Genomic DNA, 24,904 nt, shown 5'->3' with positions numbered 1-24,904 from the left:
GGCGGAACCGGGTGTGCGCCTCTTCCGCTGTGGGACCGCTCAGACGCGTGGGACCGCTCAGACGCGATGGCAAACCCGTTGCCGCGTAAGGCGGGTGGTAGGTCGCCGCGAAGGCGGCGCCCCGGGCAAGGCCGTCGGTCCGATGGTGCCGGGTGGTTCGGGTGCCGGCCACGGTGGTGTCGGCGGCGGTCGTTAGTCTTCGGGGCTGTTCGTGGTGAGGTCCCGGGGGACGGGGTGACTATGGGTGTGGGGAAGTACCTGGAGTACTGGGGTGGGCTCCCGGTGCACTGGTTGGAGGCGCCCGTCGACCTGGAGGCGGCGAGCCCGGAAATGCGCAACCTGTTGACCATGTCGCCGAACTCCAGGCCGACCACGTGGGCGGAAGTGGGGGCCGCGGCGCCGCGGGCCGACCGGGTGGCGTGGGGGCTGGCCACGGCGTATGACTCCGACGTCTCCTACACCGAGGTGTTCGAGGGCTTCCTTCAGGCCGTGGACACCACGCGCGTGCGTTCGTTGCTTCTGGGCTACTGGGGAAAGGGCATCCTGTCCCGGGAGCCGGCGAACCTGCCCGCCGAATTGCTGTGTGCTCATGCGGATCGCTTTCCCGCGCTGAGAAGTCTGTTCGTCGGGCACATCACCAGCGACCAGCACGAGATCTCGTGGATTCCTCGCGGCGACGTGACACAGGTGCTCGAATCCTTCCCTGAACTGGAGGAGCTGACCTACCGGTTCGGCCAGCGCTCCAATCGGGACGAGCCGTCGGACGTGTTGCGGCCCGTCCGGCACGAGCGGTTGCGCCGACTCACGCTCGAGACCGGAGGTCTGCCCGCCCACGTTCCGGGGGCGATCGCCGCATGCGACTTTCCGGCGCTCGAGCACTTGGACGTGTGGCTGGGCGTCGAGTTCTACGGCGGGGACGCGACCGTTCGTGATCTCGACGCCCTCCTCGTCGGCGCCAGCCTGCCCCGACTTCGGCACCTGGGGATGATGAACAGCGAGATCCAGAACGACATCGCCACAGCCCTCGCCGCCGCGCCGATCGTGGCCCGTCTGGCGTCACTGGATCTCTCGATGGGGACGCTCAGCGACGCCGGCGTCGAGGCCCTGCTCACGGGACAACCGCTGACGCACCTTCAAAACCTCACAGTGGAGCACCATTTCGTCAGCGAGTCGATGGCGCGGCGACTGCGCGACCTCCTGGAGTCCGCCGGAGTCGAGGTGACCATGCCCGCCGCCGAGGAACTGTACGACTGGCTCATCGACGAGGGGCAGGAGGGACGGTACACCCAGGTCTCGGAATGACGTCGCCCCCGTAGCCGCGCCCGCGTCGGGGCCTCGTCTGTCAGCGACCCGGTCCGAGCAGACCGAACTGCCGGGCGAGCACGGTCGCTTGCCGCGATGGTGACGGCCCTGCGGATGCCATGCGAGGGGCCGACGGCCGTGGTTGTCTTCGCTTCGCCGGGTCGTTGCTGCGGTAGGTCCGGGTGGCAGGGTGCGGTGGGCGGGTCGACCGTTCGTCGTGGGGCGGCACGGCGCCTGGGCGCTGTGCCGCCGCACGAGAAGCCGGCCACCCGGGGGCCGACGCCGGACGGTCTCGGGCGCAGCTCCCCGGGCTCCTGACGCACGTCACCGGTTGGGACGGCGACCGTGTCGACCAGCGAACCGCGCTACAACACCGCACGGTTCGCACGGCAGATGACATCGGGGGACACGAAGGTGACGCGCCGCGCGTCACCTTCCGGCGCCGTGCGCGCTCACACCGCCCGGTCAGGCGGTGGCGGGGCGGTTGCCCGTGTTGCGCTTGCGTGCGGTGTAGGACACGGAGCGGTTGCGCTTGTGGCGTTGGACCTGGCCGCGGCTGACGAGTCCTTCGATCGTGACGCGGACGACTTTGGGTTTGATGCTGCGTCCGGGGTGGGCTCGGGTGAGTGCGTCGGTGACGTCGGCGGCGGATCGCGGTGCGTCCTGCGCGGTGAGGTACCGGCGGATGAGTTCGACGAGGGTCGGGCCGGTCGCGCTCTTCGTGCGGCGTGTGGGCTTGGCGGTCGCCTTCTTCGCCGCCGGGCGGGTGGCGCCGGTCGTGCTTGTGCGGGAGGGCCGGGCCGTGGCCGTGCTCCGCCGACGTGCGGGGCCCTGTTTCGCGGATTTGGGCGGGACGGGGGCCCGCAGGGCCGTGATCATGCTCCGGAGCAGCGCGTGGTCGCGCCGAAGCGCGGTCAACTGCCCCTGCAACGACTCGATTTCCACGGTGAGGCGTTGCTGTTGCTCGGCATTGCGCTCCAGGTCGGCGGACACCTGAGCCGCGTAGGTCGCCTTGAGCTCGGTGGTGCCGGACGAGGTCCCGGTCATCGTGGGCCTTTCGGATCTGCGGTCGTGGGGAAGATCGTCCGGTACCCACAGCGCGCCCGCTTGATGCCGAGCCGGGCGGTGGCGACGGATACCGGCCCGCGGCCTGCCGCTCGGGAAGGTCTGCGTTCGCTCATGTTCGTCCCGAGCACACGAATGCGCGCGGCCCGCGTCCTCAGGGTGACTCCCGTGAACAGCACGGGAGTTCGCAGCGGAGGTGCACCACCGTGAAGCAGGGGGTGTGCCTGTGACGATCGGTCGAAAGGTCCGGGGGCGGCCTGGTGGCCTGCGTGTTGACCGCCTCGGTCGTCGTCGGTTGCGACTCGTCCTCGGACAACGCGGGGCGGGGGCCGGAACGCCTGCGCAGGCGCCGGAGGTTGCGGCCTCCGGCCAATCGGCGACGACACCACCGGTTCCCGGCAGGGCCGCGAATACCGGAACGCTGCCTCCCTCGGCCGACGTTCCGGCCTCGGGGGGGCGGTTCGGCGAAGGGCACGGCGTTCCGCGTAACCTGGAAGGCGCCCACACGATCAGACAGCCGACAACCGCCGCACGGCCTCCTCACGGCCGACAACCCGGACGACCTTGACGGAGACGCCGACCAGCCCGAAGGTGACAGCCAACGCCCCGCTGGACCGTCTCCGCGAGCGCGCACGAGCCCGCGGACCGTCCGCAAGGAGTCTGAGCATGACCGCGCGCCCCTACGACGCCGTACTGTGCGACATCGACGGTGTGCTCCGGCACTGGCCCGCCCCCGACGCCATCGAGCACGCCCACGGACTTCCCCCGGGCGCGCTCGCGGAAGCGGCCCTCACCCCGGCCCGTGCGCGCCCCGCGATCAGTGGAGAGATCACCGACGAGCAGTGGCGTTCCGACGTCGCCGCGGAACTCGCCGCGATCTGCGGGTCGAGCGCCCGCGCGCACGCGGCGGTCAGCGACTGGTCCAACGTGCTGCCGCGCGTCGATCACGACGTCGTACGTCTCCTCGTCCGAGCCCGAGCCGTCACCACCGTCGCCCTGGTGTCCAACGCGACCACCCGGCTCGAACGGGACCTCGCCCGGCAGGGGCTGGACGACCTCGCCGACATCGTGGTGAACACCTCCCGCATCGGCGTCGTGAAACCTGATCCCCGCGTGTACCTCCTGGCCGCCGAACGCGCCGGAGCCCCGCTCCACCGCTGCTTGTTCGTCGATGACACCGTCGCCAACGTCACGGCGGCGCGCGAGGTCGGGATGGTCGCCCTGCACTACCAGCGGATCGAAGATCTCCGCGATGCCCTGACACCGCTCCTCGGCGCGGCACCGGACGCACCCAGCGCGTGACTTGACGAGGCCTTCCGGGAGCCCCGCGGGAGGAGTTGCCGTACGGGAGTGTTCGCGGCCCACCGCTCCCAGCGTTCGGGTGGCCGGCCGCGCGCGTGGACAAGCAGCCGCAGGGCTCCGGGCTCAGGACGGCGAACGCGGCGTCGGCTGTCGTGCCGTGCCGTCGGGCTCGCCGAACGTGGGGGGGGTTCTCGGGCGGATGAGGCCGCGCGGGGTGATGAGGGGCAGGTCGAGGTGGGTGAGGATGATGTCAGGGCGACCCTGCCGATGACCGCCACGGGAGAGATCGTCCGTCGCCAGGTGCGCGGCAGTCTCACCACGGTGCCGACCGGAACCTGACCGGCCCGCTCCCCCGGCGCCCGGCCTCGCGACGAGCGCGGCGCCTGCCCCGGGACCGTCGGGCGGGGCGTCCCCGGGAAGCCTCGCCTCAGCCGGGAAGGCCGTCGGCGTCCTCGGTTTCGCCGTCGAAAATGCCGCGGCTGCGGAACAGTTGCACAACCTGCTCGCCCTGGCGGCGCAGCATCGTGGCGTACGCGCGGTTCGCCTCGTCCGCGTCGTTGTTCCGGATCGCGGCCACGATCGCGGCCGTGCCTTCCTTGGTGACCACGTCGGTGCCGGGCACCAGTTCGAAGAAGTTGCCCGGCACGAGGTCGGTCATCTGGCGCAGGATCGCGCGCAGCCGCGGCGAATGCGCGGCGTCGATGATCGCCCGGTGGAACGCCATGGTGAACTCGTAGAGCCTCTCCGGGCCCTTGGCCTTGGCGATCTTCTTCTCGATGGGCTCGACCCGGACCGCGAGTTGCTGCCCTTCGCGCTCGACGGCGCGGCGTACGCCGAAGCCGTAGAACAGGCCGTACAGCTCGTAGTGGTCCCACACCGTCTGTTCGTCGAGGCGGTTCACGAACACCCCGCGGTGCGGGACGATCGTCACCCAGCCCTCGCGCTCCAGTGTCAGCAGTGCTTCCCGCACCGGCACACGCGAGACGCCGAGCGCCTGCGCGATCGCGTCCTGCGGCACGCGTTGCCCTTGCTTCAGTACCGCGTCGAAGATCAGCCGACGGACGTAGAGCCGCACCTGCTCGCCGCTGCTCGGCCGCTGGAGTTGCTCGCCCGGGAGCACCGTGCTCGGTCGGTCGTACGAGGGAAGGGGAGACTCGAGTTGCTGCTTCGGGCGGGGGATCGCTCTCACTCCCTCAGGTTTCACGTGCCGTGTGCCAGGCGGTGACTCAACCTAGCAGCCCGCCTGCCTGGTGATTTCGCCTTGCGGGCGCCCGCCGGCGACGCGGCGTCGGCGCGGCGGACCCGGCGGCCTCACCGGGCCGGATCAGGAATATTCAATCTTCAATACGGTCTCAATATACCCACCGCGCCGCATGCCGTTCGCGCACACCGCGCCGAGAGCGCGCCACGCGTTCCCGCCCGCACCGCGTGAACGATCCCCCCGGGCAGCCGCCCACGGTCCGGCGACGCCGCCGGAGCGCCGCCGGGGGCGCAGCACGGAGTCACCGGGACTCAATTAAGTATTTAAGATAAAGTAAGCATCTGGATCTTGCGACGAAGGGGCGGCCGATGAGCACGCGGACGGAAGGGTCGGCGGATGGCCTGGTCAGGCTGACGGTGGAGGACGGTGTCGGCCACCTTGTGCTCGACGATCCGGCCCGGCGCAACGCCCTCTCGAAGCGCATGAGCGATGATCTGGCGCAGGCCGTCGACGCGGCGTTGGGGCTGGGGGCGCGTGCCCTGGTGCTCAGCGCCCGGCCGCCGGTGTTCTGCGCGGGAGGCTCGCTGGACGGGCTGCTGGAACGCAGCACCCCGTTGGCCGAGGCGTACGCGGGCATGACACGCCTGTGGGAGGCGCCGGTGCCGACCATCGCCGCCGTCGGGGGTCCGACCGTCGGCGCGGGGGTCAGCCTGCCGCTGGTCTGCGATGTCGTGGTGACCACGCCGGCGGCCCGCTTCGCCCCGCGGTTCCTCGATCTGGCGATCCACCCCGGCGGCGGCCACCTGTGGCACCTCGCCCGCCGTGTCGGTCCGCAGGGCGCCGCGGCGATGGTCCTGTGCGGCGACGCGCTCGACGGCGAGGAGGCCGTGCGCCACGGCCTGGCCTGGCGGTGCGTGCCCGAGGCGGACCTGCTCCCCACGGCGTCGCGGCTGGCCCGGCGCGCGGCCGACCGTTCCGGCCCGCTTGTGCGCCGGACCAAGCAGAGCCTGCGTCAGGGCGTCGCGTTGTCCGACGTCTCCGCGGCGGCGGCCGTCGAACTGGCCGCCCAGGAGTGGTCGGTGGGACGCCCGGAGTTCACCGAGGCGGTGCGGCGCGTGCGCGCCGTCGTGGCCGAACAGCGGGCCTGAGTGGCCCGCCCACCGACGTCCGACACGAACTCCGAACGATCTCCTGGGGGTCGGAGCATACAACCGGACTCGACGCGCTCGGCCGCGGAGGCCGGGTTGCCGCCGACCCCCGACGGCCCGATCGTTCGTCCCAGCAGCGGCGAGCAGACCGCGCGATACCTCAGGCGGCTGATCTTCGAGGGCGCCTTGCGCCCGGGGGACCGGGTGCCGCAGGACGACGTCGCCCAAGCGCTCGGCGTGAGCCGTCTGCCCGTACGGGAGGCGCTGCTGTCGCTGGAGCGCGAGGGATGGGTGACGATCCGGCCGCACCGCGGCGCGTTCATCGCGCCGTTGGACGAGTCCGTCGTGTGGGACCACTACGCGCTGTTCGGACTCACCTACGGTTTCGCCGCCCGGCGCGCGGCGCTCCGGCTGACGCCCCCTGTGCTTTCCCGGCTGCGCGAACTGTGTGACCGGTTGGCGACGAACGACGACCCCGACGTGGTCTTCCGGCTCAACCAGGAGTTCGATCGACTCGTGCGGACGACCGCCGACTCGCCGCGGTTGCGCACGCTCATGCGGTCGATGACCGGACTGATTCCGGGCAACTTCTTCGCCCTGATCCCGGGGGCCATCGCCGTCGAGCGGTCCGGGAGCATCGACATCGTGAACGCGCTCGCCCGCCGCGACGGGCCGGGAGCCGCGGCGGCGTACGCCCGCATGCTGGAGCGCCAAGGCGACCTCGTGGTCGGGTTGTTCGCCGAACGCGGCCTCTTCCCGGACAGCGGCACCGGCGCTCCACCGGCGCGGGCCGCGCCGTGAAGGCGAGCCGATCCGAGAGCATCCACGTACGGCGAATGCACCCGACGGCCCGGGCGAGCGGCACAACCGGCGTACGTCGCCGACATGCCGCTCGCCCCACGGCCCGATCCACCCTGGGGGCGCCGCCGGGGCCGGACCTTCGTCGGCGTGCGTCGGCCCCGGCCGGGGCGCTCAGCCCACGGTGACGATGCGTTCGGAGAGTTGCCAGCCGTGCGGAGTCCGCCGGAACGTGTCCCGGTAGGCGCCCATCAGCCGCAGCGTCGGCGAGGTCATGGTGTCGACGTAGAACTGCCAGTACGAGTCGGCCACGGCCGTGTCCCCGTGCACGGTGACCGCGATCGTGCCGATGAGGTGGCGGCTGGCGCTGCCCGGACCCGTCTCGCCGGTCTCGCGGCGCGCGGCACCCGCGGCGACGATCTCGGCACGGCCGTGCTTCACCGGCACTCCCGGCATCTCCCAGCGCGCGTCTTCGGTGAACTGCCGTCCGTAGTCCTCCAGTTCCCCCGTATCGGAGTAGTGCGCGATACGGGCCACGACATTGCGCACGGCCAACTCGTCGGCGAGCCGCACCCCTGTCGACACACTCTCCTGGTTGGGCTCTTGCTCCGCTGGTCGAGTCACTGCACACAGCTCCTTCGCACGACGTCACGACACTCAAGGACGCTTGCCTCACACATCCGGCGCTCGGGAACCGCCGTGCGCCGCGGCGAATCCGACGCCGCGGCCGTGTGGCGGTGCCCGCCCGGTCACCGCGGCGCCGCCGCGCGACCGTGCGCGTCAGGCGACGTCTCCGAGGAGTGCCGCGAGCCGCCGCGTGTGCTGTTCGGGGCGGCCGAGCATCTCGCGGCCGGACCACGCGCGTTTGAAGTACAGGTGGGCATCGTGCTCCCACGTGAAGCCGATGCCGCCGTGGAGCTGGATGGCCTCGGCGGCGACCGCGACGCAGGCGTCGGCCCCGTAGACGCGCGCCACCGAGGCGGCCACCGCGAGTTCGGGGAGGTCGGGGATGCGGGCCTCCTCCGGGACGGGCTGCCGCAGCGCCTCCGCGGCGGCCTGGGTCGCGGCCAGCGCGGCCGACCGACAGGACTCGACCTTGATGAGCAGGTCGGCGGCGCGCTGCTTGATCGCCTGGAAGCTGCCGATGGAGCGCCCGAACTGGACCCTGGTCTTCGCGTACTCGACGGTCTCCGCCAGGCAGCGCGCGGCCCCGCCTGCCTGCTCGGCGGCGAGCAGCGCCCGCGCCACGTCGAGTGCGGTGCCCACGGCCGCGGCGGCGTCGCCGCCCCCGATCCGGGTCGCCGGTACGCGGTCGAACACCAGGCGGGCCTGCCTGCGGGTCTGGTCCAACGTCACCAGCGCGGTCCTGGTCAGCCCGGGCGCGTTTCCGCGGACCGCGAACAGGCCCACACCGCCCGGGGTTTGCGCCGGGACCAGGACGAGGTCGGCGGTGGCGCCGTCGACGACGAAACCGGCGGTGCCGGCCAGGACGGTGTCGGTGGTCCCGAGCGCGGTGACCGGCTTCGCGTCGTCCGCCCCGTCGAAGACGGAGCGGCCGTCGGCGTCGGCCACCACGACGGTCGCGGTGGTCGAACCGTCGCACAGGCCGGGCAGGTACGTCCCGTTCGCGTCCGCGTCGTCGAGCGCCAGCAGCAGCGGCACCGCGAGGCCCGCCGTCGAGAACAGCGGCGCGCACAGCAGCGAGCGGCCCGCCTCCTCGAAGGCGACGCCCGATTCGACGGCGGAGTATCCGGCACCGCCGTAGGTCTCGGGGACGGCCAGGCCCACCAGGTCCAGTTCCCGGCACAGCCGGTGCCAGGTGCGCCGCTCGAATCCGTCGTCGGTCGCCATGAGGCGGCGGACCTCGGCCATCGGCGACAGCACGGCGAGGGCGGAGCGCACCGACTCGCGCAGCATCGTCAGATCGCTCATCGGGCGCCCCTGTCCTCGCCGTCCCCGGCCCGGGCGGGAGCGGTGCCGTCGCGGCGGAAGCCGTCGATGACCGCGTCGAACGCCTCCGGCAGGTCGGTCGCGCGGCCGGGTGGCTCGGGCAGCCGCACCGGGCCGTGCTCGCGGCCGGGCAGCAGAATCGTCGCGGTGGCCGGCGAGGTGATCTCGTCCCGCTGGCTGCGCGTGCGCAGTTCCAGGTCGACCGCGGGACGCCCGCCCTCGGCCAAGTAGCGCCGTGCCACGGTGCCTTCGATCCACTGGACGTCGCCGACGTAGTTGAACTTGCGGAATTCGACGCGCAGTCGCCACAGCCACGCGTCGTCGCCCATCCAGTCGGTGCAGGCGTGGATGAGCCAGGCCTCCCGCATGCGCCCGTAGTCGAATGTCGTCGGGTTGCCGGATTTGCGGGCGAACTCCGGGTCCCAGTGCACGCGTTGCATCGCGTCGGGGATGCCGAGCCCGTCGCGGTGGTAGAAGCGCGGAATTCTTGCGCGGTTGCGGTGGGCGAGGCGCAACGGGGCGACGTCGTACATGCCCATGCCCATGCCGACGTGCCAGCAGACCATGTCGGTGACGGTCAGCGGGCCCTTGACCAGCGGGCCGACGCGGTCGCCGACGCGCACGTCCTCCCACCAGCGCGGCTCGGCGCCGCGCGGTGCCTCGTCGGCGTACTGGGCGTCGATCCCGGCCAGGGCCTCGTCGTCCCAGACCTGCGGCTCGATCGCGTCGTATTTCCCGCGGGCGCGGGCCTTCTCGCGCTCGGTGCGGTACATCATGCGGTACTGCGCGCCGAGCAGGGTGCCGTCGTCGGTCCGGAACGCCTGGGCGGTCCACTCCTGGACGCCCCGGCCGCCGAACTCGCTCGGCTTGTCGACCACGCCCACCAGGGCGGTGCGCCGGCCGACGCGGTGGTCGGGGGCGAGCGGGGCCCACCACTCGCGCTCACTGGCCGCGTAGAAGGCGTGCACCCCGCGCAGCGGGTCGCCCTTCAGATCGGCCTGCCGGGCGATCTCGCCGTCGGTGAGGGCGTCCTCCCCGATCAGGCTGTCGCCGCCGATGAGCGGCGGCGGGGCAATCGAGCCCTTCCACCGGGTGCCCCGCGCGTATTCGGGGTCGCACCACAGCGGGTTGTCGTCACCGTACGAGCGCGCGACCTGGCGGAAGGCGTCCTCGTTCGGGCGGCGGTAGTGCGGCGGCGCGGGGTACACCTGCGGTACGCCGATACGGGACCGCAGCCGGGCCAACCCCTCATCCGTGATCATGCCGTCGGTTGCCAACGTCACCATCCAATATCCCGGCGGCCACGCCGCCCCCCGTCGACCCTGTGGGCCGAACTCACATCCTATGGTAGATATTGAATACATGATTCAAAAATCGGTGTCACGCGGGGCCCGAGGCACGAAAGCGCAGCCGGACGCCCTGAACGGCCGGGCCTGACGGACGCCCGCACACCGTCCGAGGCTCCCGCACACGGCCCCCGCCGCCGACCGACCGACGACAGGAGCACGCGGATGAGCCAGGGCAGGCCGTTGGCCGACTGCACGGACGCGGAGGAGGCCACCGAGCACGTGCGCGCGTGGGTCGCGGCGACGGTGCCCTGCACGTGGCGTGAGGCGGCGGAGCGGGGCGGCCCGAGCGCGGTGCGGACCGTGCGGACGCGGGACGAATACCGCGCGTGGTACCCGCGGTTCGCCGCGAGCGGTCTGGTCGTCCCGCAATGGCCGCTCGAGTACGGCGGGTTGGACTGGTCCCGTCCTCTCGCGGCGGCGGCGGAGCGGGAGTTGCGCCCGTACCACCTGCCGCGCCTCAACCCCCTCGGGCTGAACCTCACCGCCGCGGCGCTGTTCGCGCACGGCACACACGAGCAACGCCTGCGCTTCCTCCCGAGGATCGCCGCCAACGAGGAGGTGTGGTGCCAGCTCTTCAGCGAGCCCGGCGCGGGCAGCGACCTCGCCTCGCTCGCCACCCGCGCGGAACGCGACGGCGACGGCTGGCGGATCACCGGGCAGAAGGTGTGGACGACCTGGGCGCACCTCGCCGACTTCGGCGTGCTGCTCGCCCGCACCGACCCGGACGTGCCCAAGCGCGACGGGATCACGTACTTCCTCGTCGACATGCGCCAGCCCGGCGTCGACGTGCGCCCGCTCAGGCACATCGGCGGGGAAGTCGACTTCAACGAGGTCTTCCTCGACGGCGCCCACGTGCCCGACACCCAGCGGATCGGCGCGGTCGGGGACGGCTGGAGGGTCGCCCGCGCGACGCTCTCCGGGGAACGCCAGATGGTCGCCGGGTCGGGCTCGGGCGGCGTCGACCGCATCGGCGGCACCGGCACCACCCGGCTCATCCGCCTCGCCCGCGAGCGCTCCGCGGCCGGGCTGCCGTACGGCTGGGACGACGCGGACACCCGGCACCGGCTGGTCGGGCTGTGGTGCGAGGAGCAGATCCGCTCCTGGACCAACGCCCGCGTCCGCGCGGGCCTGAGGACCGGGCTCCCCCCGGGCCCCGAGTCGTCGGTCGGCAAGGTGCACGGCTCCGAACTGAACCAGCGCATCCAGGCCACCGCCGCGCTCATGCTCGGCCCGGGTGCCACGGCCTGGGACGGTGACCGGGAGGACTACGCCGGCGCCATGCCCCCCGAGGTGCGCGGCATGCTGCGCAGCCGCGCCAACACCATCGAGGGCGGCACCAGCGAGGTGAACAAGAACGTGATCGCCGAACGCGTCCTCCGCCTGCCGAAGGAGGCCGACCCCTGGGAGGGCAGGCCGTGGCGGGAGGTCCCGCGGGGATGAGCCGGGGCGGGATCGCGCCGTGACCACGGTGCCCCGCGCAGCGTGCCCCACTCACCGTCCTCCCACGTCGCCGCCCCCGCGCACGCGGGCCCGTCCGCCGGAACGCCGCCCGCCCACACCGCAAGGGCGCGGGCCGGTACCCACCGCGCGGAGGGGGTTGTCGCCGTCGCGGGTTGTACATCAGGACTGACTAATATATACAATATTCATATCTCGTGCGTTTCTCGAACCCCTGCATGGCGCGGCGACAAGGAAGGCCGAGGAATGGCGGGTGGAACCGGACACCGGGCGGCGGCGACCACGGCGGCGCACCCCCTCGCCCAAACACCCCGCCGGGCCGGGCACGGCCCCCGCGGCGGCACCCGCTCGGGTGGCCCTCCGAGACCCGCAGCGCACGCGTTCGTGGACCGCGACGGAGGAGCCAACCGTGACCGACACCTATCACGCGGTGCCCGGATTGGACGTCGAACTCGACCACGGCAGGGGGCTGCTGCGCCTGACCCTCGACCGGGCCGAGAAACGCAATGCGCTCGACGACACGATGGTCTCCGGGCTCATCGACGCCCTGGAGACCGCCGGACGCGACGAGGCCGTGCGCGCCGTCCTCGTCTCGGCCGAAGGCCCGCATTTTTGCACCGGTGCCGGCATCGTGAAAGGCAACTCGGCGGAAGGAACGCCGGGTTCCGACGCCAAGCCGCGCGTCGGCGGCATCCAGCGCCGCCTGCCCTCGCAAGCCCACCGTCTCATTCCGCTCGTGCTCACGGTGCAGGTGCCGGTCGTGTGTGCGGTACGCGGCACGGCGGCGGGCATCGGATTGTCACTGGCTCTCGCGGCCGACGTGACGATCGCCTCCGAATCCGCCCGGTTCTGGGCCCCGTTCTCCGCACGGGGCTTCACCCCGGACAGCGGCATCACATGGCTGCTCCCCCGCCGGATCGGCGAAACCCGGGCCCGCACCATGCTGTTGCTCGACGCGAAGGTGGACGCCGCCCGCGCCGAGGAAGGGGACTGGTGCACAGCGCGGTGCCGGACGCCGGCCTCGGCGCCGCGGCCACAGCCGTCGCCGAACAACCCGCGACGGGTCCGACCGTCGCGTTGGAGCTGACGAAGTGGCTCATGCACGACGCGTGGTCCTCGACTCCGGAGCAGCAACTGCGCGACGAGGCGTCCGCGCTGCAACTGTCGTCGCGCAGCCGGGACTTCCGCGAGGGAATGGCCTCGTTCGCGGCCAAACGCCGGGCCGACTTCCGGGGGCGGTGACCGCGGTGACCGACCACGGCCACGACGGGGGAACACCGGTGCCCGGTCCGGGAGCCGGAACGGACGACAGCGCGACGCCGCGGACGTACACCCGCCTCGTCGTCGAGCGTGACGGACCGGTCGGCTGGCTGGTGTTCGACCGGCCCGCCCGGGGCAACGCGATGGACGCCGCGATGCTCGACGAACTCGAATACGCCTGGCGGGAGTTGGACGCCGACCCCGAGGTCCGGGTGATCGTCAACACCGGCAACGGCACGGCGTTCCAGACCGGTTTGGATGTCGCCCAACTCGCCCGCGACCCCGCGGCGTTGCGCGAGCAGTCCCGGCGTACCAAACGCTCCGAACTCCGCCTGACCGGCCATCACAACAAGGTCGCCAAGCCGGTGATCGCCGCGGTCAACGGCGTCTGCGCGGGCGGGGGACTGCATTTCGTCGCCGACGCCGACATCGTCATCGCGTCCACCGACGCGGTCTTCCTGGACCCGCACGTCACCGTCGGCCAGGTCTCCGCCTCCGAGGCGATCACCCTCGCCGCGCGCATGGCCTTCGAACCCGTCCTGCGCATGGTCCTCGCGGGGCGCCACGAACGCGTCACGGCCGAACGCGCCTACCGGCTGGGCATGGTCAGCCAACTTGTCACGCCGCCGGACACCCTCCGCGACGCGGCCCGCGCCTTGGCGTCGACCATCGCACGCAACCCCCCCGACCTGCTCGCCACGACCAAGCGGGCCTTGTGGAACGCGCTGGAACACCCGGGAAGGACATCTCCGTGGCATACCCCGAACTCGAACACCTGAGGTTGGAGCGGCGCGGCCCCGTGGGCTGGCTCGTCAACAACCGCCCGGACCTCCTGAACGCGATGAACAGCGCGATGCGCGACGAGTTCGCGGTCGCGTGGAAGGTGCTCGACACCGATCCCGAGGTGCGCGTGATCGTGCACACCGGTGAAGGCCGTGCCTTTCAGACGGGCGTCGACGTCGCCGAGATCGCCTCCGACGGCGTCGGCATGCAGCGCTACCGCCAGTCGATGCAGGACTGGGACGTGCACTTCACCGCATGGCACCAAGGCGTGGCCAAGCCGGTGATCACCGCCGTCAACGGGCTGTGCGCGGGCGGCGCGTTCCACTGGGTCGCCGACGCCGACATCGTCATCGCCGCCTCGGACGCGCAGTTCTTCGACCCGCATGTCTCCGTCGGCCAGGTCGTCTCGATCGAGGCCATCGGCCTGCTGCGCAAGATGCCGTTCGAGGCCGTGATGCGCATGGCGCTGACCGGCCGGCACGAACGGATGTCCGCGCAACGCGCCCTCGACCTGGGCATGATCAGCGAGGTGATCGACCCGCCCGAGCGCCTGCGCGACGCCGCCCAGGAACTCGCCGAGAAGATCGCACGCAACTCCCCCGCCGCGATGGCCGCGACCAAGCGCGCGCTGTGGGCCGCCCTGGAGATGGGGCTGACGGACGCCTGCAAGGCCGGCGCCCGGGAACTGGTCTCCATGTGGGGCCATCCCGACCAGGAAGAGGGTCCGCGTGCCTTCGCCGAGAAGCGGGAGCCCCGGTGGACGGTGTGAAACCGCGGGAGGACACGACCGTCCCGGCGTGTGCCGCGAGGGGCCGCCTCGGCGTGCCAGGGGTGACTCCTCAGCCCACGACCGCGCGGACGCAAGGTGTGCCGGCATGAGGGCTCTGGGCGAACTGCTGGAGAGCCGCGAGAACGACGACGCCCCCGCGGTGTACGTGGGAGACACCATGGTGTCCCGCGCGGAACTGCGTACGTCCGCCGACGCCTTGGGCGTACTCCTCCGGCAAGCCGGTGTGCGGCCCGGTCAGGCGGTGGCCGCGATGCTGCCGAACAGCGCCGCGACCGTCGCGGCCCTGTTCGGCGTCTGGTCGGCGGACGCCGCGTACATGCCGGTGAACCCGCGGCTGACCGATGCCGAGGTCGCACGGCTGTCCCAGGCCGCACGCCCCGTGTTGGTCGTCACCGACGAGGCCGGCGCGGGCCGGTTCCCCGGCCTCCCGACCGTGGTCGCCACCGACGACGGGTGGCGCACACCGACCCGGACGGTGTCCGAGACACACGCGTACGACCCCGGTGTCGCGCTCATCCAGTCGACGTCGGGTACCACCGGGCGACCCAAGTCGGTCCTGCTGCGGCACGACACGGTGCTGGACCTGCTGGAGCCGGTGCTGCGCAACCTTCTCGGCTCTCGGAAGACGCCCACCGAGGGCGCTCCGCGCAAAGCCCCCATGCCCAACCTGATCCCCACGTCGCTGTCTTTGTGGGCGGGGATCTACAATGTGCTGTTCGCCTTCCTCGTCGGGGCGCCGGTGGTGCTGATCGACCGGTTCGAACCGGAGGGCTTCGCCCAGACCGTCAAGCGGTTCGGCATCCGCTCCACCGTGCTGCCACCGGCCGCGATGGTGATGCTCTGCGACGCCCCCCGCGTCACCTCGCTGGAGCCGCTGCGGATCGTCCGCAGCATCAGCGCGCCGCTGTCACCGCTGCAGGCACGACGCTTCCGCGACAGGTTCGGTGTGACCGTCCTCAACTGCTACGGCCAGACGGAGATCGGTGGGGAAATCGTCGGCTGGAACGCCGCCGACGCCCGCGCGTTCGGCGAATCGAAGCTCGGCGCGGTCGGACGCGCCAATCCCGGCGTTCAGGTCCGCGTCGCCGACGACACCGGCAAGGCCCTGGCGGCCGACGCACAGGGCGAAGTACAGGTGCGTACGCCGTCGCTGTCCTCCGGGTACGCGGACGGATCGCAGCTGCACGACCGCATGACCGACGACGGATGGTTCCGCACCGGGGACATCGGCCACCTGGACGCGGACGGCTTCCTGTGGATCGACGGCCGGCTCTCCGACATGATCAATCGCGGCGGCCTCAAAGTGTTCCCCGCCGAGGTCGAGGAAGTGCTGCGGTTGAACCCCGCGGTCGCCGAGTGCGCGGTCGTGGGTGTCGCGGACGACCGGCTCGGCGAGGTGCCGTGGGCCTTCGTCGTGCTCCACCCCGGCGCGGACGCCACCGACACCGACACCGAACTCGACGCACTGTGCCGCGAGCATGTGGCGCCGTACAAGGTTCCCGTCCGGTTCACCCGGCTTGACGCGCTGCCCCGCAACGACATCGGCAAGGTGCTGTCCCCCCGACTCGTCGCACTCGCCGAAGCCGCGGCTCCCCGTTGACCCCGCCGCCCCGAGAGACGAGGCCGCGGACGGACGACAAGGACGCCGACGACATCGTCGCGGCGAGTACGGCGGCTTGGGCCTGACGATGAGTCAGGAGGCCCGCCTGGTCATGGAACTGGGCTGGACGACCCCCGCGTTCCGGTCGCTGTTCGGCACCAACAACGGCATCGCCGGCCACACGGTGATCGAGGGCGGCACGGACGCGCAGAAGCAGGCGTGGGCGGGCGCGTTGCTCGTCGGTTCCCTCGGCGGCGAGGGTGGGGCCGGCGTGCAGGAGGCCGACGAAGTTGGCTCCGACGAACGGTGCGCGGACGCGGGCGGTCTCCTCCAGGAAGACGAGCTGTTCGGTGGGTGAGGCGCCGAGGCCGCCGTGTTCGCGGGGCCAGTCGACGCCGGCGTATCCGGCGTCGAAGAGGGTGCGCTGCCCGTGCGTGTCGTACGCGCGCCGGGCGGGCCAGTCGTCGCGGTGCGGTTTGGGCGGCAGCGTGGGGAGGGTGTCGGCAAGCCACACGCGAAGCCGCGTGCGGAAGTTGACCAGCCCCCACCGCTCGGCTTCGACGGCCGGCAGGTCGTCGCCGAAGAAGATGAGCCGCTTGGCGCGGTGTGCGCCGATGCGGCGGGTGAGCAGGTACGCGCCGCCGCGGTCGACGACCAGGCCGCGGCGGACGAACACCTCGATGAACTTGGCGTTCTCCGCGGAGATCACCAGGTCGGAGGCGTACGCGAGGTGGCAGCCAATGCCGGCCGCGGTGCGTTGACCGCGGCGATGACGGGTGTCTCGCAGTCGAGGACCGCGCCGACGAGCCGTTGGGCACCGTCGCCGATCGAATAAAAAAGCCAAGTGGTCCCCCAACCGAAGGAGGCAGGCGTGACCGAAAACGTGCGCGGCGGTCCGAACGAGAAGGTCTACATCCACGAGTTCATCGACATCACCCGGCAGAACCGCGCCAAGTACATGCACCACATGACGGCCAACTGGAGCCCGATCGGCCAGGAGCAGCGGCACCAGCTGTGCTACGGGGTGTGGGGCGTGGTCGGGAGTACGGGGCCCTGGCCGCAGGTGGTCAACATCTGGGAGGAAGACGGCTTCGACGGCCTCGCGTCGTCGTTCCGCCTGGAGTTCGGCAACGCGTTGCTGCAGGACCCGGCGCTGGCGAAGTGGTGGGCGGCGGCGGCCGACCTGCGCTCGGGCGGGTACGACCGGATCCTCGTGCCGCACCCGTCCACCGCGACGATCGAGGGGCTGTGCGCGTCCCCGGACCGGCTCGGCGGCGAGGTCTACGCCCACGAGGTGGTCACCGTGCGCAAGGGCCGGGCCCGGGACCTGCTCGACCACGTGACCGACCGCGCGGACGCCGCCGCCAAGGCCACGGACTGGCGGCTGACCGGCGCGTGGTCCACGGCACTGGGCACGAACAGCGAGTGCGTCCTGCTGTGGACCATCCCGACCTGGGAGGCGTGGGCCGCCGCCGAGAAGGACCTCGCCCGCGACCGGGACAACCTGCTCGGCGACTCCGGGCTGGTGGAGACCCGCGACCGGATCCTGCTGGTCGACTCGCCGCTGTCCCCGCACCGCACCGGCCGCCAGCCGGCCCGCTCCGACCGCACGGACTGGACGGACTGAGGACCGGTGAGGCATGGGGCGTGTCGGGCGGTGCCGGGGGGAGTTCGGCACCGGCACCGCCCGACAGCGGGCGGCGGGTCACGGCGGTGGTCGCCGCGGGGTGACGCCGGGTCAGGACGACACCGTGTCGGCCTGCCCCGGCATCAAGCGCGGCCGGGGCCACGCGGGTTCCGGCACCGGCCCGCGTCCGGGACGCGGGCCGCTCGTCACGCCGAAACCGCGCGGCCCGGCCGCACCGGTTCGGGGAAAGCGCGGGCGTGGTCAGCCCGTTCCGACGATCGACACGGAGCTCACCATCTCCCCCGGGGAGCCGCCGAGGTTGTGCGTCAGCGCGAGCGACCGCTTCCCGTACGGTGGTGCCCCCGCGAGGCGGGTGGCGTACCGTCACGCGCGGGCCGCCGCCAGCGCCGGGATGACGCCGCCGGCGAGGACGGCGTCGCGCTGGCGCTTCGAGAGACGGTGGGCGACCCGGTAGTCCTCGCCCTTGGTGGCGTTGTGGACGGTCAGGAAGGGTTCCGCGTCGTCGGCGAGCGCGGCGCGCACGTCCCCGACACGCAGCCGGTCGCCTTGGTCGATGCGGTCGTAGTCCGCCGGATCGGCGAACTCCAGTGCCAGGACGCCGAAGTTGGCGAGGTTCTGCCAGTGGATGCGGGCGAACGACTTCGCGATGACCGCACGCAGACCGAGCAACCTGGGGGTGATCGCCGCGTGCTCGCGGGACGACCCTTGCCCGTAGTTCTCACCCGCCACGATCAGGTGCGGGCCGCTCCGGCGGGCGCGCTCGGGGTAGTCGCGGGCGATGCGGGTGAGCGTGAAGTCGGCCAGCCTCGGCAGGTTGGACCGGTACGGCAGCGCCTTGGCCCCCGCCGGGGAGATCTCGTCGGTGGACACGTCGTCCCCGACCTTCAGCAGGACCGGGCCGTCCACGTCCCGTGGGAGCGCGTCGAGTTCCGGGAGCGCCGAGATGTTCGGCCCGCGAACCAGCCGCACGCTCGCGGACTCCTCGGGCGGCAAGGGCGGTTCGAGCGCCGCCGTGTTGACCGCGGCGTGCTCCGGCAGGTCCGGGTGCGGTGCCTCGACGCCCGCCCGCGACGCCCACACACGCGGGTCGGTGAGCCGGCCGGCCAGGGCGCTCGCCGCCGCCGTCTCCGGCGAGCACAGCCATACCGCGTCGTCGGCGGTGCCGGAGCGGCCCGGGAAATTGCGCGGGAAGGTCCGCAGGGAGTTCTGGCCGACGGCGGGTGCCTGGCCCATGCCGATGCAGCCCAGGCAGCCGGCCTGGTGGATGCGGGCGCCCGCGGCGATCAGGTCGAACGTCGCACCCATGCGGGTCAGGTCCTGAAGGATCTCGCGCGAGGTCGGGTTGATGTCGAAGCTGACCTCGGGGGAGGTCTGACGGCCCTTCACCATGGCCGCGGCGACGGCGAAATCGCGGAGGCCCGGGTTGGCGGAGGAACCGATGACGACCTGCCCGACCGGCGTCCCCGCGACCTCGCGTACGGGCACCACGTTTCCGGGCGACGAGGGCTTGGCGACCAGCGGTTCGAGCGCGGCGAGATCGATGTCCTCGGTCAGGTCGTAGCGGCAACCGGGGTCGGCGGCGAGCGGGAGGTAGTCGTCCTCACGGCCCTCCGCGCGCAGAAACGCGCGCACCGCGTCGTCCGCGGGGAACACGCTGGCGGTGGCGCCGAGTTCGGCGCCCATGTTGGCGATGACGTGCCGGTCCATGGCGGTCAGCCCGGCGAGTCCGGGGCCGTGGTACTCCAGGATCCGGCCGACCCCGCCCGTGACGCCGTGGCGGCGCAGCAGTTCGAGGATGACGTCCTTGGCGCTCACCCAGTCGGGGAGTTCGCCCTCCAGCCGGATCCCCCAGATCGTCGGCATGCGCAGGTGCAGCGGCTCACCGGCCATGGCCAGCGCGACATCGAGGCCGCCCGTGCCGATCGCCAGCATCCCCAACGCCCCGGCCGCGCACGTGTGCGAGTCGGATCCGATCAGCGTCCTGCCCGGGACACCGAAGCGCTGCATGTGGGTGGGGTGGGACACACCGTTGCCGGGCTTGGAGTACCACAGGCCGAAGTGCCGTGCGGCCGAGCGGAGGAAGGTGTGGTCCTCGGCGTTGCGCTCGTCGGTCTGCAGGAGGTTGTGATCGACGTACTGGACGCTCGGCTCGGTGCGGACCCGGTCGAGGCCGAGCGCTTCGAGTTCCTGCATCACCAGCGTGCCGGTCGCGTCCTGGGCGAGGGTCTGGTCGACGCGCAGGGCGATCTCCTCGCCCACCGCCATCCGGCCGCCCACCAGGTGTGCGGCAATGAGCCGATGGGCGACGGTGAGGGGTCCGGTCGTCTCCCGGACGGCGGAAACAGCCACGCCAAGCGCCTCCTCGACACCTTCTCGACGACGGCGTCCACCTGCGCGCCTGCCCCTGACCGGACGGTTTACACGTGGCCGCGGGCGGTCGCGGAAGCCGCGGATCGGTGGAGCGGCCCGCGGTGCGGATGTCGTGCGGGGTTTCGGCTGTCCCGGACGCGATGCCACGACGTCACCGCCCGGCCCCCTCGGCGCGGTCTGGACTTCCGCGGGAGAGCGGGTCTAGCGCATGCCATGCCGAGGGCGAACGCGCCGCCTGGGCCGAGGGCGCGTTCGGTCGCGCATCCGATGACCTGCGCGTACGAGCCGCCGCATGGCTGCGGCCACCGGCTCGCGTCCGCCGCACACCGATCGACCCCGCGCCCCGCGCAACGGCAAGTCGGGGCACCCGTCCTCGCGTCCGAGAACGCCCGCGAGGGCGCTCGCGCGTTCGCGGAACGCCGCCCTCCCGCGTGGCGCGACCGCTGACCCGCTCCGGCGCCCCGAACGGCTCGGATCGCCTCCCCGGAGAGGCGGTTCGGCGGCCTGCCGGTCGCGGGGCCGCACCCGGTTCCCGCGGAGCCGCGGCGGGCCCGGCGACCCTGGAGTATTTTGAATTTTATATATAAATTGTCGCGTGCGCTTCATCCGAGCCCGCGGCCTGGACGGCCGGAACAAGGAGGTCACGATGACCGGTGAGGAAAGCCCGCGTTACGCCGAGCGGCTGTTCGACGCTCCGATCGACCACGGCATCGCCCGACCGGACCGCGCCGTATCCAGCGTCCGGTCCGGCACCGACACCGCGCTCAGCGGCGCGTACGCCAACCAGCTGTGGTACCAGGGCAGCGGCGCGCTCGGCGAGCGGCCGGTCGAGTCGATCGTCGTCTACCCGCCGACGAACGGCGTGGTGACGCAGGGCGATCCGTTCGAGCCGGTCAAGATCGGCGTCCTGATCGACATGGACCTCGGGCAGCTCACCGCCGACCTCATCGACCCGATCATCCTCGCCGTCGAGGACGCGCTGAACGAAGGCGTCTACGACCGGCCCGTGGAGATCTACACCGTCGACGCGCGCGGGCTCCCCCGCGAGAACTACCGCAAGGTCCGTCTCGGCTACCAAAAGCTCGTCGACGAGGGCTGCGTGGTCGTCATCGGCCCGTTCATCTCCGACAACTCGGTGAACCTCCAGGACACCGTCAACGCCACCGGCGTGCCGTGCATCGGCTGGACCGGGACCACGCGGTTCGCCGGGGAGTACTGCTTCACCGTCGCCAACGGCGACATCCCGGTGGAAGGCTGGATGGGCGCCGACTGGTGTCACCGGAAGGGCCTCACGAAGGTCGGATTCTTCTGGGAGCAGGGCTCCTCCGGCGACCTGTACGCCGACCACTTCCGTGCCGGCGCCCGCCACTACGGCCTGGAAATCCTGCGGGAGACCCAACTCGGGCCCAACCCGAGGAACTTCCGGGAGAACCTGGCCGCGATGCGCGACCAAGGCGCCGAGGCCATCGTCTACATGGGCTACGGCTACGCGACGTTCAACTTCGCCAAGGCCTTCAAGGCGCTCGACTGGGACCCGCCGCGGTTCATGGGCACCGCCTTCATGTTCTACTCCAACTCCAACGCCTGGGCCGAAGGCCTCGAAGGCTGGCACGGCGTCGACCAGCTCGGCGAGGACGGCACCAACCCCAACTACGAGTCGATGCTCGAACGGTTCGAGGCACGCTTCGGCCGCGTGACCCGCAACGTCGTGGTGGCGCTCTCGTACGACACCGCCCGGGCGGCCGTCCACGGCATCGGCAACGCCCGCATCGCCACGCCGGAGCAGGTCAAGATCGGCCTGGAGCGGATCAAGTGGCTGCCGTGCACCAACGGCGGCCCCGGCACGTGCATCACGTTCGCGGAGTACGACCACCGCGGCTACAAAGGCGACTTCCTCACCATCCGCGAACTGCGCGGCGGCGAACTGGTCTTCCACGGCTACTACCGCCCCCAACACCTCTCGAACGCGAACTCCCCATTGCTCAAGAAGGACTGACACCGCCTCACCGACCGCACCGACCGCACCGACCGCACAACGACCTCATCTACCAGGCCCAGGCGTTCCGGCCGGATCTCGAGAACCCCACGCGCGAGGACGCCGAGCCGGCCTTCCCGGCGATGCAGGCCATGCCGATCCCGTACATCCAGCCGATCGACGTCTCGCATCTGGTCACCTCTCCGGCCAGTGACGCGTCGCGGTACATGACCGGCCTGAACACCCGCCTCGACGCGGGAGCGATGCTCAACACGCCCCCGATCTGATCCGCGGCCGACCCCGCCAAGCCGCGGGGGTGCCCTGCCAGGCACACGGGGCACCCCCGCGGTTCGTGCGGTGATCGGGGCGGTCGGGCGGTCTCCCTGTGGGGTTCCGTGCCCGCCCTTCACCGCCGCCGCCACCCCCATCCGCTCCGACCACCCGTGGAGACAGCCGTGGCTTCCCAGTCGCCCGCCGCCGATCCCGACCGCTTCACCGATCCGCGCGCCGACCTGCGATGGGGCACCATCAGCGGGCTGTTGACCGACGCGGCGGCCCGACTCGGCACCGCCGAGGCCGTCGTCGACGGCGAACTCCGGTTGTCCTACACCGACTTGGATACCGAGGTGTCCGCCGCGGCGAAGGCGTTCATCGCCTCGGGCGTCGTCAGGGGCGACCGCGTCGCGGTCTGGGGGCCCAACAGCGCGCGGTGGATGGTCGCGGCGCTCGGGCTCCAGCGCGCGGGGGGCGTCCTGGTCCCGCTCAACACGCGGTTCCAGGGCGACGAGGCCGCGTACATCCTGCGCAAGAGCCGGACGCGGGTGCTGTGCGTCGCCGGGGAGTTCCTGGGCCGTGACTACCCCGCATCGCTGATCGCCGCCACCGGGGGCCCGGCCGACGGCCGACCGTGTACGGAACTGCCCGACCTGGAAAGGCTCGTCGCGCTGTCCGAGGGCTCCACGCGGAGGCCGACCGCGTGGGAGGACTTCATCGCCTCGGGTGTCACCGTCTCCGACCGCGAACTCGCGGCGCGGATCGCGGAGATCGGCCCGGACGACCTGTCCGACATGCTCTTCACCTCCGGTACGACCGGCAACCCCAAGGGTGCGATGTGCACCCACGGCCAGACGCTGCGGGTGTACGCCGTGTGGTCCGCGGTCGTCGGATTGCGCGAGGGCGACCGCTACCTGATCGTGAACCCGTTCTTCCACGGCTTCGGCTACAAGGCCGGTTGGCTCGCGTGCCTCCTCGTCGGCGCCACCGCACTGCCCGAACGCACGCTGGACGTACCGCACGTGCTCGACGTCGTCCGCGACGAGCGAATCACCGTACTGCCGGGCACTCCGACGCTCTACCAGACGATGCTGGAGCACCCCGACTTCACCCACGAGGGGGTGGCCCACGTGCGGCTCGCGGTCACCGGCGCGACGAACGTACCGCCGAGCCTGCTGCACCGGGTGCGCGACGAGATGGGCCTCGCGCACATCGTCTCCGGCTACGGGCTCACCGAGACCTGCGGGACGGTCTCGATGTGCCGCTACGACGACTCGCTGGAGACCGTCACCTCCACGGTCGGCCACCCGCTGCCGGGCCTGGAGGTCCGCATCGTCGACGGCGACAACACACCGGTGGACGACGGCGCCGAGGGCGAGATCGTCGTGCGCGGATACGCCGTCATGAAGGGCTACTTCGGCGACGAGCGGGAGACCGCGGCCACGATCGACCCCGACGGCTGGCTGCACACGGGCGACGTCGGCCGGCTGGACGAGAACGGCCGCATCCGGATCACCGACCGCATCAAGGACATGTACATCGTCGGCGGCTTCAACGCCTACCCCGCGGAGATCGAGCGGATCCTGGAGAGCCACCCCGCGATCGCCCGCAGCGCCGTCGTCGGCGTCCCGGACGCCCGGATGGGCGAGGTCGGCGCCGCGTTCGTCGTCCCGCGCCGCGGCGCCGCGGTCACCGGTCCGGAGCTGATCGCCTGGTCGCGCGAGCACATGGCGAACTACAAGGTGCCGCGCCAGGTGCACATCGTCGACGACCTCCCGGTCAACGCGGCGGGCAAGGTCCTGAAGAACGAACTGCGCGACCGGCTGGTGGTCTCGGAGAGCTGACACGGTGGGCTCGCCGCGGCGGGGATCACGAACGCGACCGCCCGCCACACGCCGAGACGGCTGTATCCCGCATCCCGCGTATTGACGTGGGACACAGCCGTCTCAGGCGTCGTGCCGCGCGAACCCGCCCCAGGCGGGACGCGCGGCCGCGCGGCGTCAGCCGCCGAAGGCGCCGGCCCTGCGGAGTTCCTCGCACCGTGCCTCGTCGCAGCCGAGCACATCGCGCACGATCTCCTCCGTCGACTCGCCCGGCTTCGGCGCACGCCGGGTCGCCGCGGGCGGAGCCTCGCCGACCACCCGGACCGGAACGGGAGTTGGTCGGCCACCTGGCGTTCCGCGGGCTGCCAGGGGAGGCGGTCGGTGAACTGCGGGGCGGTGGCGATCGAGGCCGGGGTGTTGACCGGGCAGATGGGGAGGTCGCGGGCGAGGCCCAGGCCGACCCACTCCGCTGTCGTGCGGGTCCGGAACACGGACGCCGGTTCGCGGCGCAGCGTGAGGTTGCCGCGCGCGTGGTCGGCGAGTTCCGCACCCGGGTGCGCGTGGAACAGCTCGTCGCGGCCGATCGCGGCGCAGAAGTTGCGCCAGAACTTCCGTTCGGACGCCATGAACAGCACGTGTCCGTCGGCCGAGGACGCGGGTGCCGTGGGGAGGTGAGCAGCGTCGAGTGCCCCGGCCCGGGGCGCTCGGTGGGTCGGCCGTCCCCGTGGGCACGAACGCCCTGTCAACCCGGGCTTGGGCCCGCGGTCCGGTCGATACCAGGACCGGGTACACGGGCCGCCGCCCACGGC

At 72.0% G+C, this 24,904-nt stretch carries 21 protein-coding genes and 3 pseudogenes; 15 read left to right on the top strand and 9 right to left on the bottom strand.

Annotated elements, in window-relative coordinates:
* Window positions 1–240 precede the first annotated feature (240 nt).
* Window positions 241–1,302 (top strand): STM4015 family protein, encoded by a 1,062-nt coding sequence (locus tag LO772_RS32435; protein ID WP_231775601.1) that lies wholly within the window; start codon window positions 241–243, stop codon window positions 1,300–1,302.
* 465 nt (window positions 1,303–1,767) lie between these two features.
* On the opposite strand, the gene LO772_RS32430 is transcribed toward LO772_RS32435, so the two are convergent.
* Window positions 1,768–2,349 (bottom strand): hypothetical protein, encoded by a 582-nt coding sequence (locus LO772_RS32430; RefSeq protein ID WP_231775600.1) that lies wholly within the window; start codon window positions 2,347–2,349, stop codon window positions 1,768–1,770.
* Window positions 2,350–3,033: 684 nt separating this feature from the next.
* Here LO772_RS32430 and LO772_RS32425 point away from each other — a divergent pair.
* On the top strand, window positions 3,034–3,669 hold the full coding sequence (locus LO772_RS32425; protein WP_231775599.1) for an HAD-IA family hydrolase: 636 nt from the start codon (window positions 3,034–3,036) through the stop codon (window positions 3,667–3,669).
* A 427-nt stretch (window positions 3,670–4,096) separates the two neighbouring features.
* On the opposite strand, the gene LO772_RS32420 is transcribed toward LO772_RS32425, so the two are convergent.
* Entirely contained in the window at window positions 4,097–4,858 is a 762-nt protein-coding gene (locus LO772_RS32420; protein ID WP_231775598.1) for a GntR family transcriptional regulator, read from the bottom strand.
* Window positions 4,859–5,238: 380 nt separating this feature from the next.
* Here LO772_RS32420 and LO772_RS32415 point away from each other — a divergent pair, with 380 nt between their 5' ends.
* Both LO772_RS32415 and LO772_RS32410 read left to right on the top strand, forming a co-directional pair.
* Complete coding sequence (locus LO772_RS32415) at window positions 5,239–6,018, top strand: enoyl-CoA hydratase-related protein (protein ID WP_231775597.1); 780 nt, start codon at window positions 5,239–5,241, stop codon at window positions 6,016–6,018.
* A gap of 96 nt (window positions 6,019–6,114) precedes the next feature.
* Window positions 6,115–6,819 carry a GntR family transcriptional regulator gene (locus LO772_RS32410; protein WP_231775596.1) on the top strand — a complete coding sequence of 235 codons (705 nt, stop codon included), beginning with the start codon at window positions 6,115–6,117 and terminating at the stop codon, window positions 6,817–6,819.
* A gap of 171 nt (window positions 6,820–6,990) precedes the next feature.
* Here LO772_RS32410 and LO772_RS32405 read toward each other — a convergent pair whose 3' ends face one another.
* The 3 genes from LO772_RS32405 to LO772_RS32395 all read right to left on the bottom strand — a co-directional run bounded on the left by LO772_RS32405 (window position 6,991) and on the right by LO772_RS32395 (window position 10,052).
* Window positions 6,991–7,440: a nuclear transport factor 2 family protein gene (locus LO772_RS32405; protein ID WP_231775595.1), complete on the bottom strand. Its 450-nt coding sequence runs from the start codon at window positions 7,438–7,440 to the stop codon at window positions 6,991–6,993.
* Window positions 7,441–7,596: 156 nt separating this feature from the next.
* Window positions 7,597–8,748 carry an acyl-CoA dehydrogenase family protein gene (locus LO772_RS32400; RefSeq protein WP_231775594.1) on the bottom strand — a complete coding sequence of 384 codons (1,152 nt, stop codon included), beginning with the start codon at window positions 8,746–8,748 and terminating at the stop codon, window positions 7,597–7,599.
* Window positions 8,745–10,052, bottom strand: coding sequence for an acyl dehydratase (locus LO772_RS32395; RefSeq protein ID WP_231775593.1), 1,308 nt, complete (start codon window positions 10,050–10,052; stop codon window positions 8,745–8,747). The genes LO772_RS32400 and LO772_RS32395 overlap by 4 nt, the downstream gene beginning before the upstream one ends.
* A gap of 225 nt (window positions 10,053–10,277) precedes the next feature.
* Here LO772_RS32395 and LO772_RS32390 point away from each other — a divergent pair, with 225 nt between their 5' ends.
* The 7 genes and pseudogenes from LO772_RS32390 to LO772_RS32360 form a co-directional block, all read left to right on the top strand.
* Complete coding sequence (locus LO772_RS32390) at window positions 10,278–11,555, top strand: acyl-CoA dehydrogenase family protein (RefSeq protein ID WP_231775592.1); 1,278 nt, start codon at window positions 10,278–10,280, stop codon at window positions 11,553–11,555.
* 427 nt (window positions 11,556–11,982) lie between these two features.
* On the top strand, window positions 11,983–12,660 hold the full coding sequence (locus LO772_RS32385) for an enoyl-CoA hydratase/isomerase family protein (RefSeq protein ID WP_231775591.1): 678 nt from the start codon (window positions 11,983–11,985) through the stop codon (window positions 12,658–12,660).
* Window positions 12,651–12,815: a hypothetical protein gene (locus tag LO772_RS32380; protein ID WP_231775590.1), complete on the top strand. Its 165-nt coding sequence runs from the start codon at window positions 12,651–12,653 to the stop codon at window positions 12,813–12,815. Before LO772_RS32385 ends, LO772_RS32380 begins: the two co-directional genes overlap by 10 nt.
* A gap of 5 nt (window positions 12,816–12,820) precedes the next feature.
* On the top strand, window positions 12,821–13,612 hold the full coding sequence (locus LO772_RS32375; RefSeq protein WP_231775589.1) for an enoyl-CoA hydratase/isomerase family protein: 792 nt from the start codon (window positions 12,821–12,823) through the stop codon (window positions 13,610–13,612).
* Window positions 13,585–14,385: an enoyl-CoA hydratase/isomerase family protein gene (locus LO772_RS32370; protein ID WP_231775588.1), complete on the top strand. Its 801-nt coding sequence runs from the start codon at window positions 13,585–13,587 to the stop codon at window positions 14,383–14,385. The genes LO772_RS32375 and LO772_RS32370 overlap by 28 nt, the downstream gene beginning before the upstream one ends.
* A 106-nt stretch (window positions 14,386–14,491) precedes the next feature.
* Window positions 14,492–16,006: a class I adenylate-forming enzyme family protein gene (locus LO772_RS32365; protein WP_231775587.1), complete on the top strand. Its 1,515-nt coding sequence runs from the start codon at window positions 14,492–14,494 to the stop codon at window positions 16,004–16,006.
* A gap of 88 nt (window positions 16,007–16,094) precedes the next feature.
* Window positions 16,095–16,187, top strand: a pseudogene (locus LO772_RS32360) (hypothetical protein); the annotation flags it as partial.
* Between the two features lie 42 nt (window positions 16,188–16,229).
* Here the strand turns inward: LO772_RS32360 and LO772_RS32355 are convergent.
* Window positions 16,230–16,547 (bottom strand): annotated as a pseudogene (locus LO772_RS32355) (acyl-CoA dehydrogenase family protein); the annotation flags it as partial.
* Window positions 16,539–16,825: pseudogene (locus LO772_RS32350) on the bottom strand (enoyl-CoA hydratase/isomerase family protein); the annotation flags it as partial. The pseudogenes LO772_RS32350 and LO772_RS32355, both read right to left, overlap by 9 nt.
* 52 nt (window positions 16,826–16,877) lie before the next feature.
* On the opposite strand from LO772_RS32350, the gene LO772_RS32345 reads away from it, so the two are divergent.
* Window positions 16,878–17,633, top strand: coding sequence for a hypothetical protein (locus LO772_RS32345; RefSeq protein ID WP_231775586.1), 756 nt, complete (start codon window positions 16,878–16,880; stop codon window positions 17,631–17,633).
* 384 nt (window positions 17,634–18,017) lie between these two features.
* Here the strand turns inward: LO772_RS32345 and LO772_RS32340 are convergent, their stop codons facing one another.
* On the bottom strand, window positions 18,018–20,003 hold the full coding sequence (locus tag LO772_RS32340; protein ID WP_231775585.1) for an aconitate hydratase: 1,986 nt from the start codon (window positions 20,001–20,003) through the stop codon (window positions 18,018–18,020).
* A 616-nt stretch (window positions 20,004–20,619) separates the two neighbouring features.
* On the opposite strand from LO772_RS32340, the gene LO772_RS32335 reads away from it, so the two are divergent.
* The 3 genes from LO772_RS32335 to LO772_RS32330 all read left to right on the top strand — a co-directional run bounded on the left by LO772_RS32335 (window position 20,620) and on the right by LO772_RS32330 (window position 24,116).
* A complete protein-coding gene (locus tag LO772_RS32335) occupies window positions 20,620–22,020 on the top strand; it encodes an ABC transporter substrate-binding protein (RefSeq protein WP_231775584.1) in 1,401 nt (466 codons plus the stop codon).
* Window positions 22,021–22,151: 131 nt separating this feature from the next.
* Window positions 22,152–22,286: a hypothetical protein gene (locus LO772_RS35995; protein ID WP_269453125.1), complete on the top strand. Its 135-nt coding sequence runs from the start codon at window positions 22,152–22,154 to the stop codon at window positions 22,284–22,286.
* Between the two features lie 168 nt (window positions 22,287–22,454).
* The gene (locus tag LO772_RS32330) at window positions 22,455–24,116 is read left to right on the top strand and encodes a FadD3 family acyl-CoA ligase (protein WP_231775583.1); all 1,662 of its coding nucleotides are present in this window, start codon (window positions 22,455–22,457) and stop codon (window positions 24,114–24,116) included.
* Here the strand turns inward: LO772_RS32330 and LO772_RS36470 are convergent.
* Window positions 24,008–24,901 (bottom strand): CoA transferase, encoded by an 894-nt coding sequence (locus LO772_RS36470; protein WP_443089339.1) that lies wholly within the window; start codon window positions 24,899–24,901, stop codon window positions 24,008–24,010. The genes LO772_RS32330 and LO772_RS36470 overlap by 109 nt on opposite strands.
* Window positions 24,902–24,904 lie beyond the last annotated feature (3 nt).

It is taken from the genome of Yinghuangia sp. ASG 101, from assembly GCF_021165735.1.
Lineage (GTDB): Bacteria > Actinomycetota > Actinomycetes > Streptomycetales > Streptomycetaceae > Yinghuangia.
This window is presented reverse-complemented; position numbering and strand designations above follow the sequence as displayed.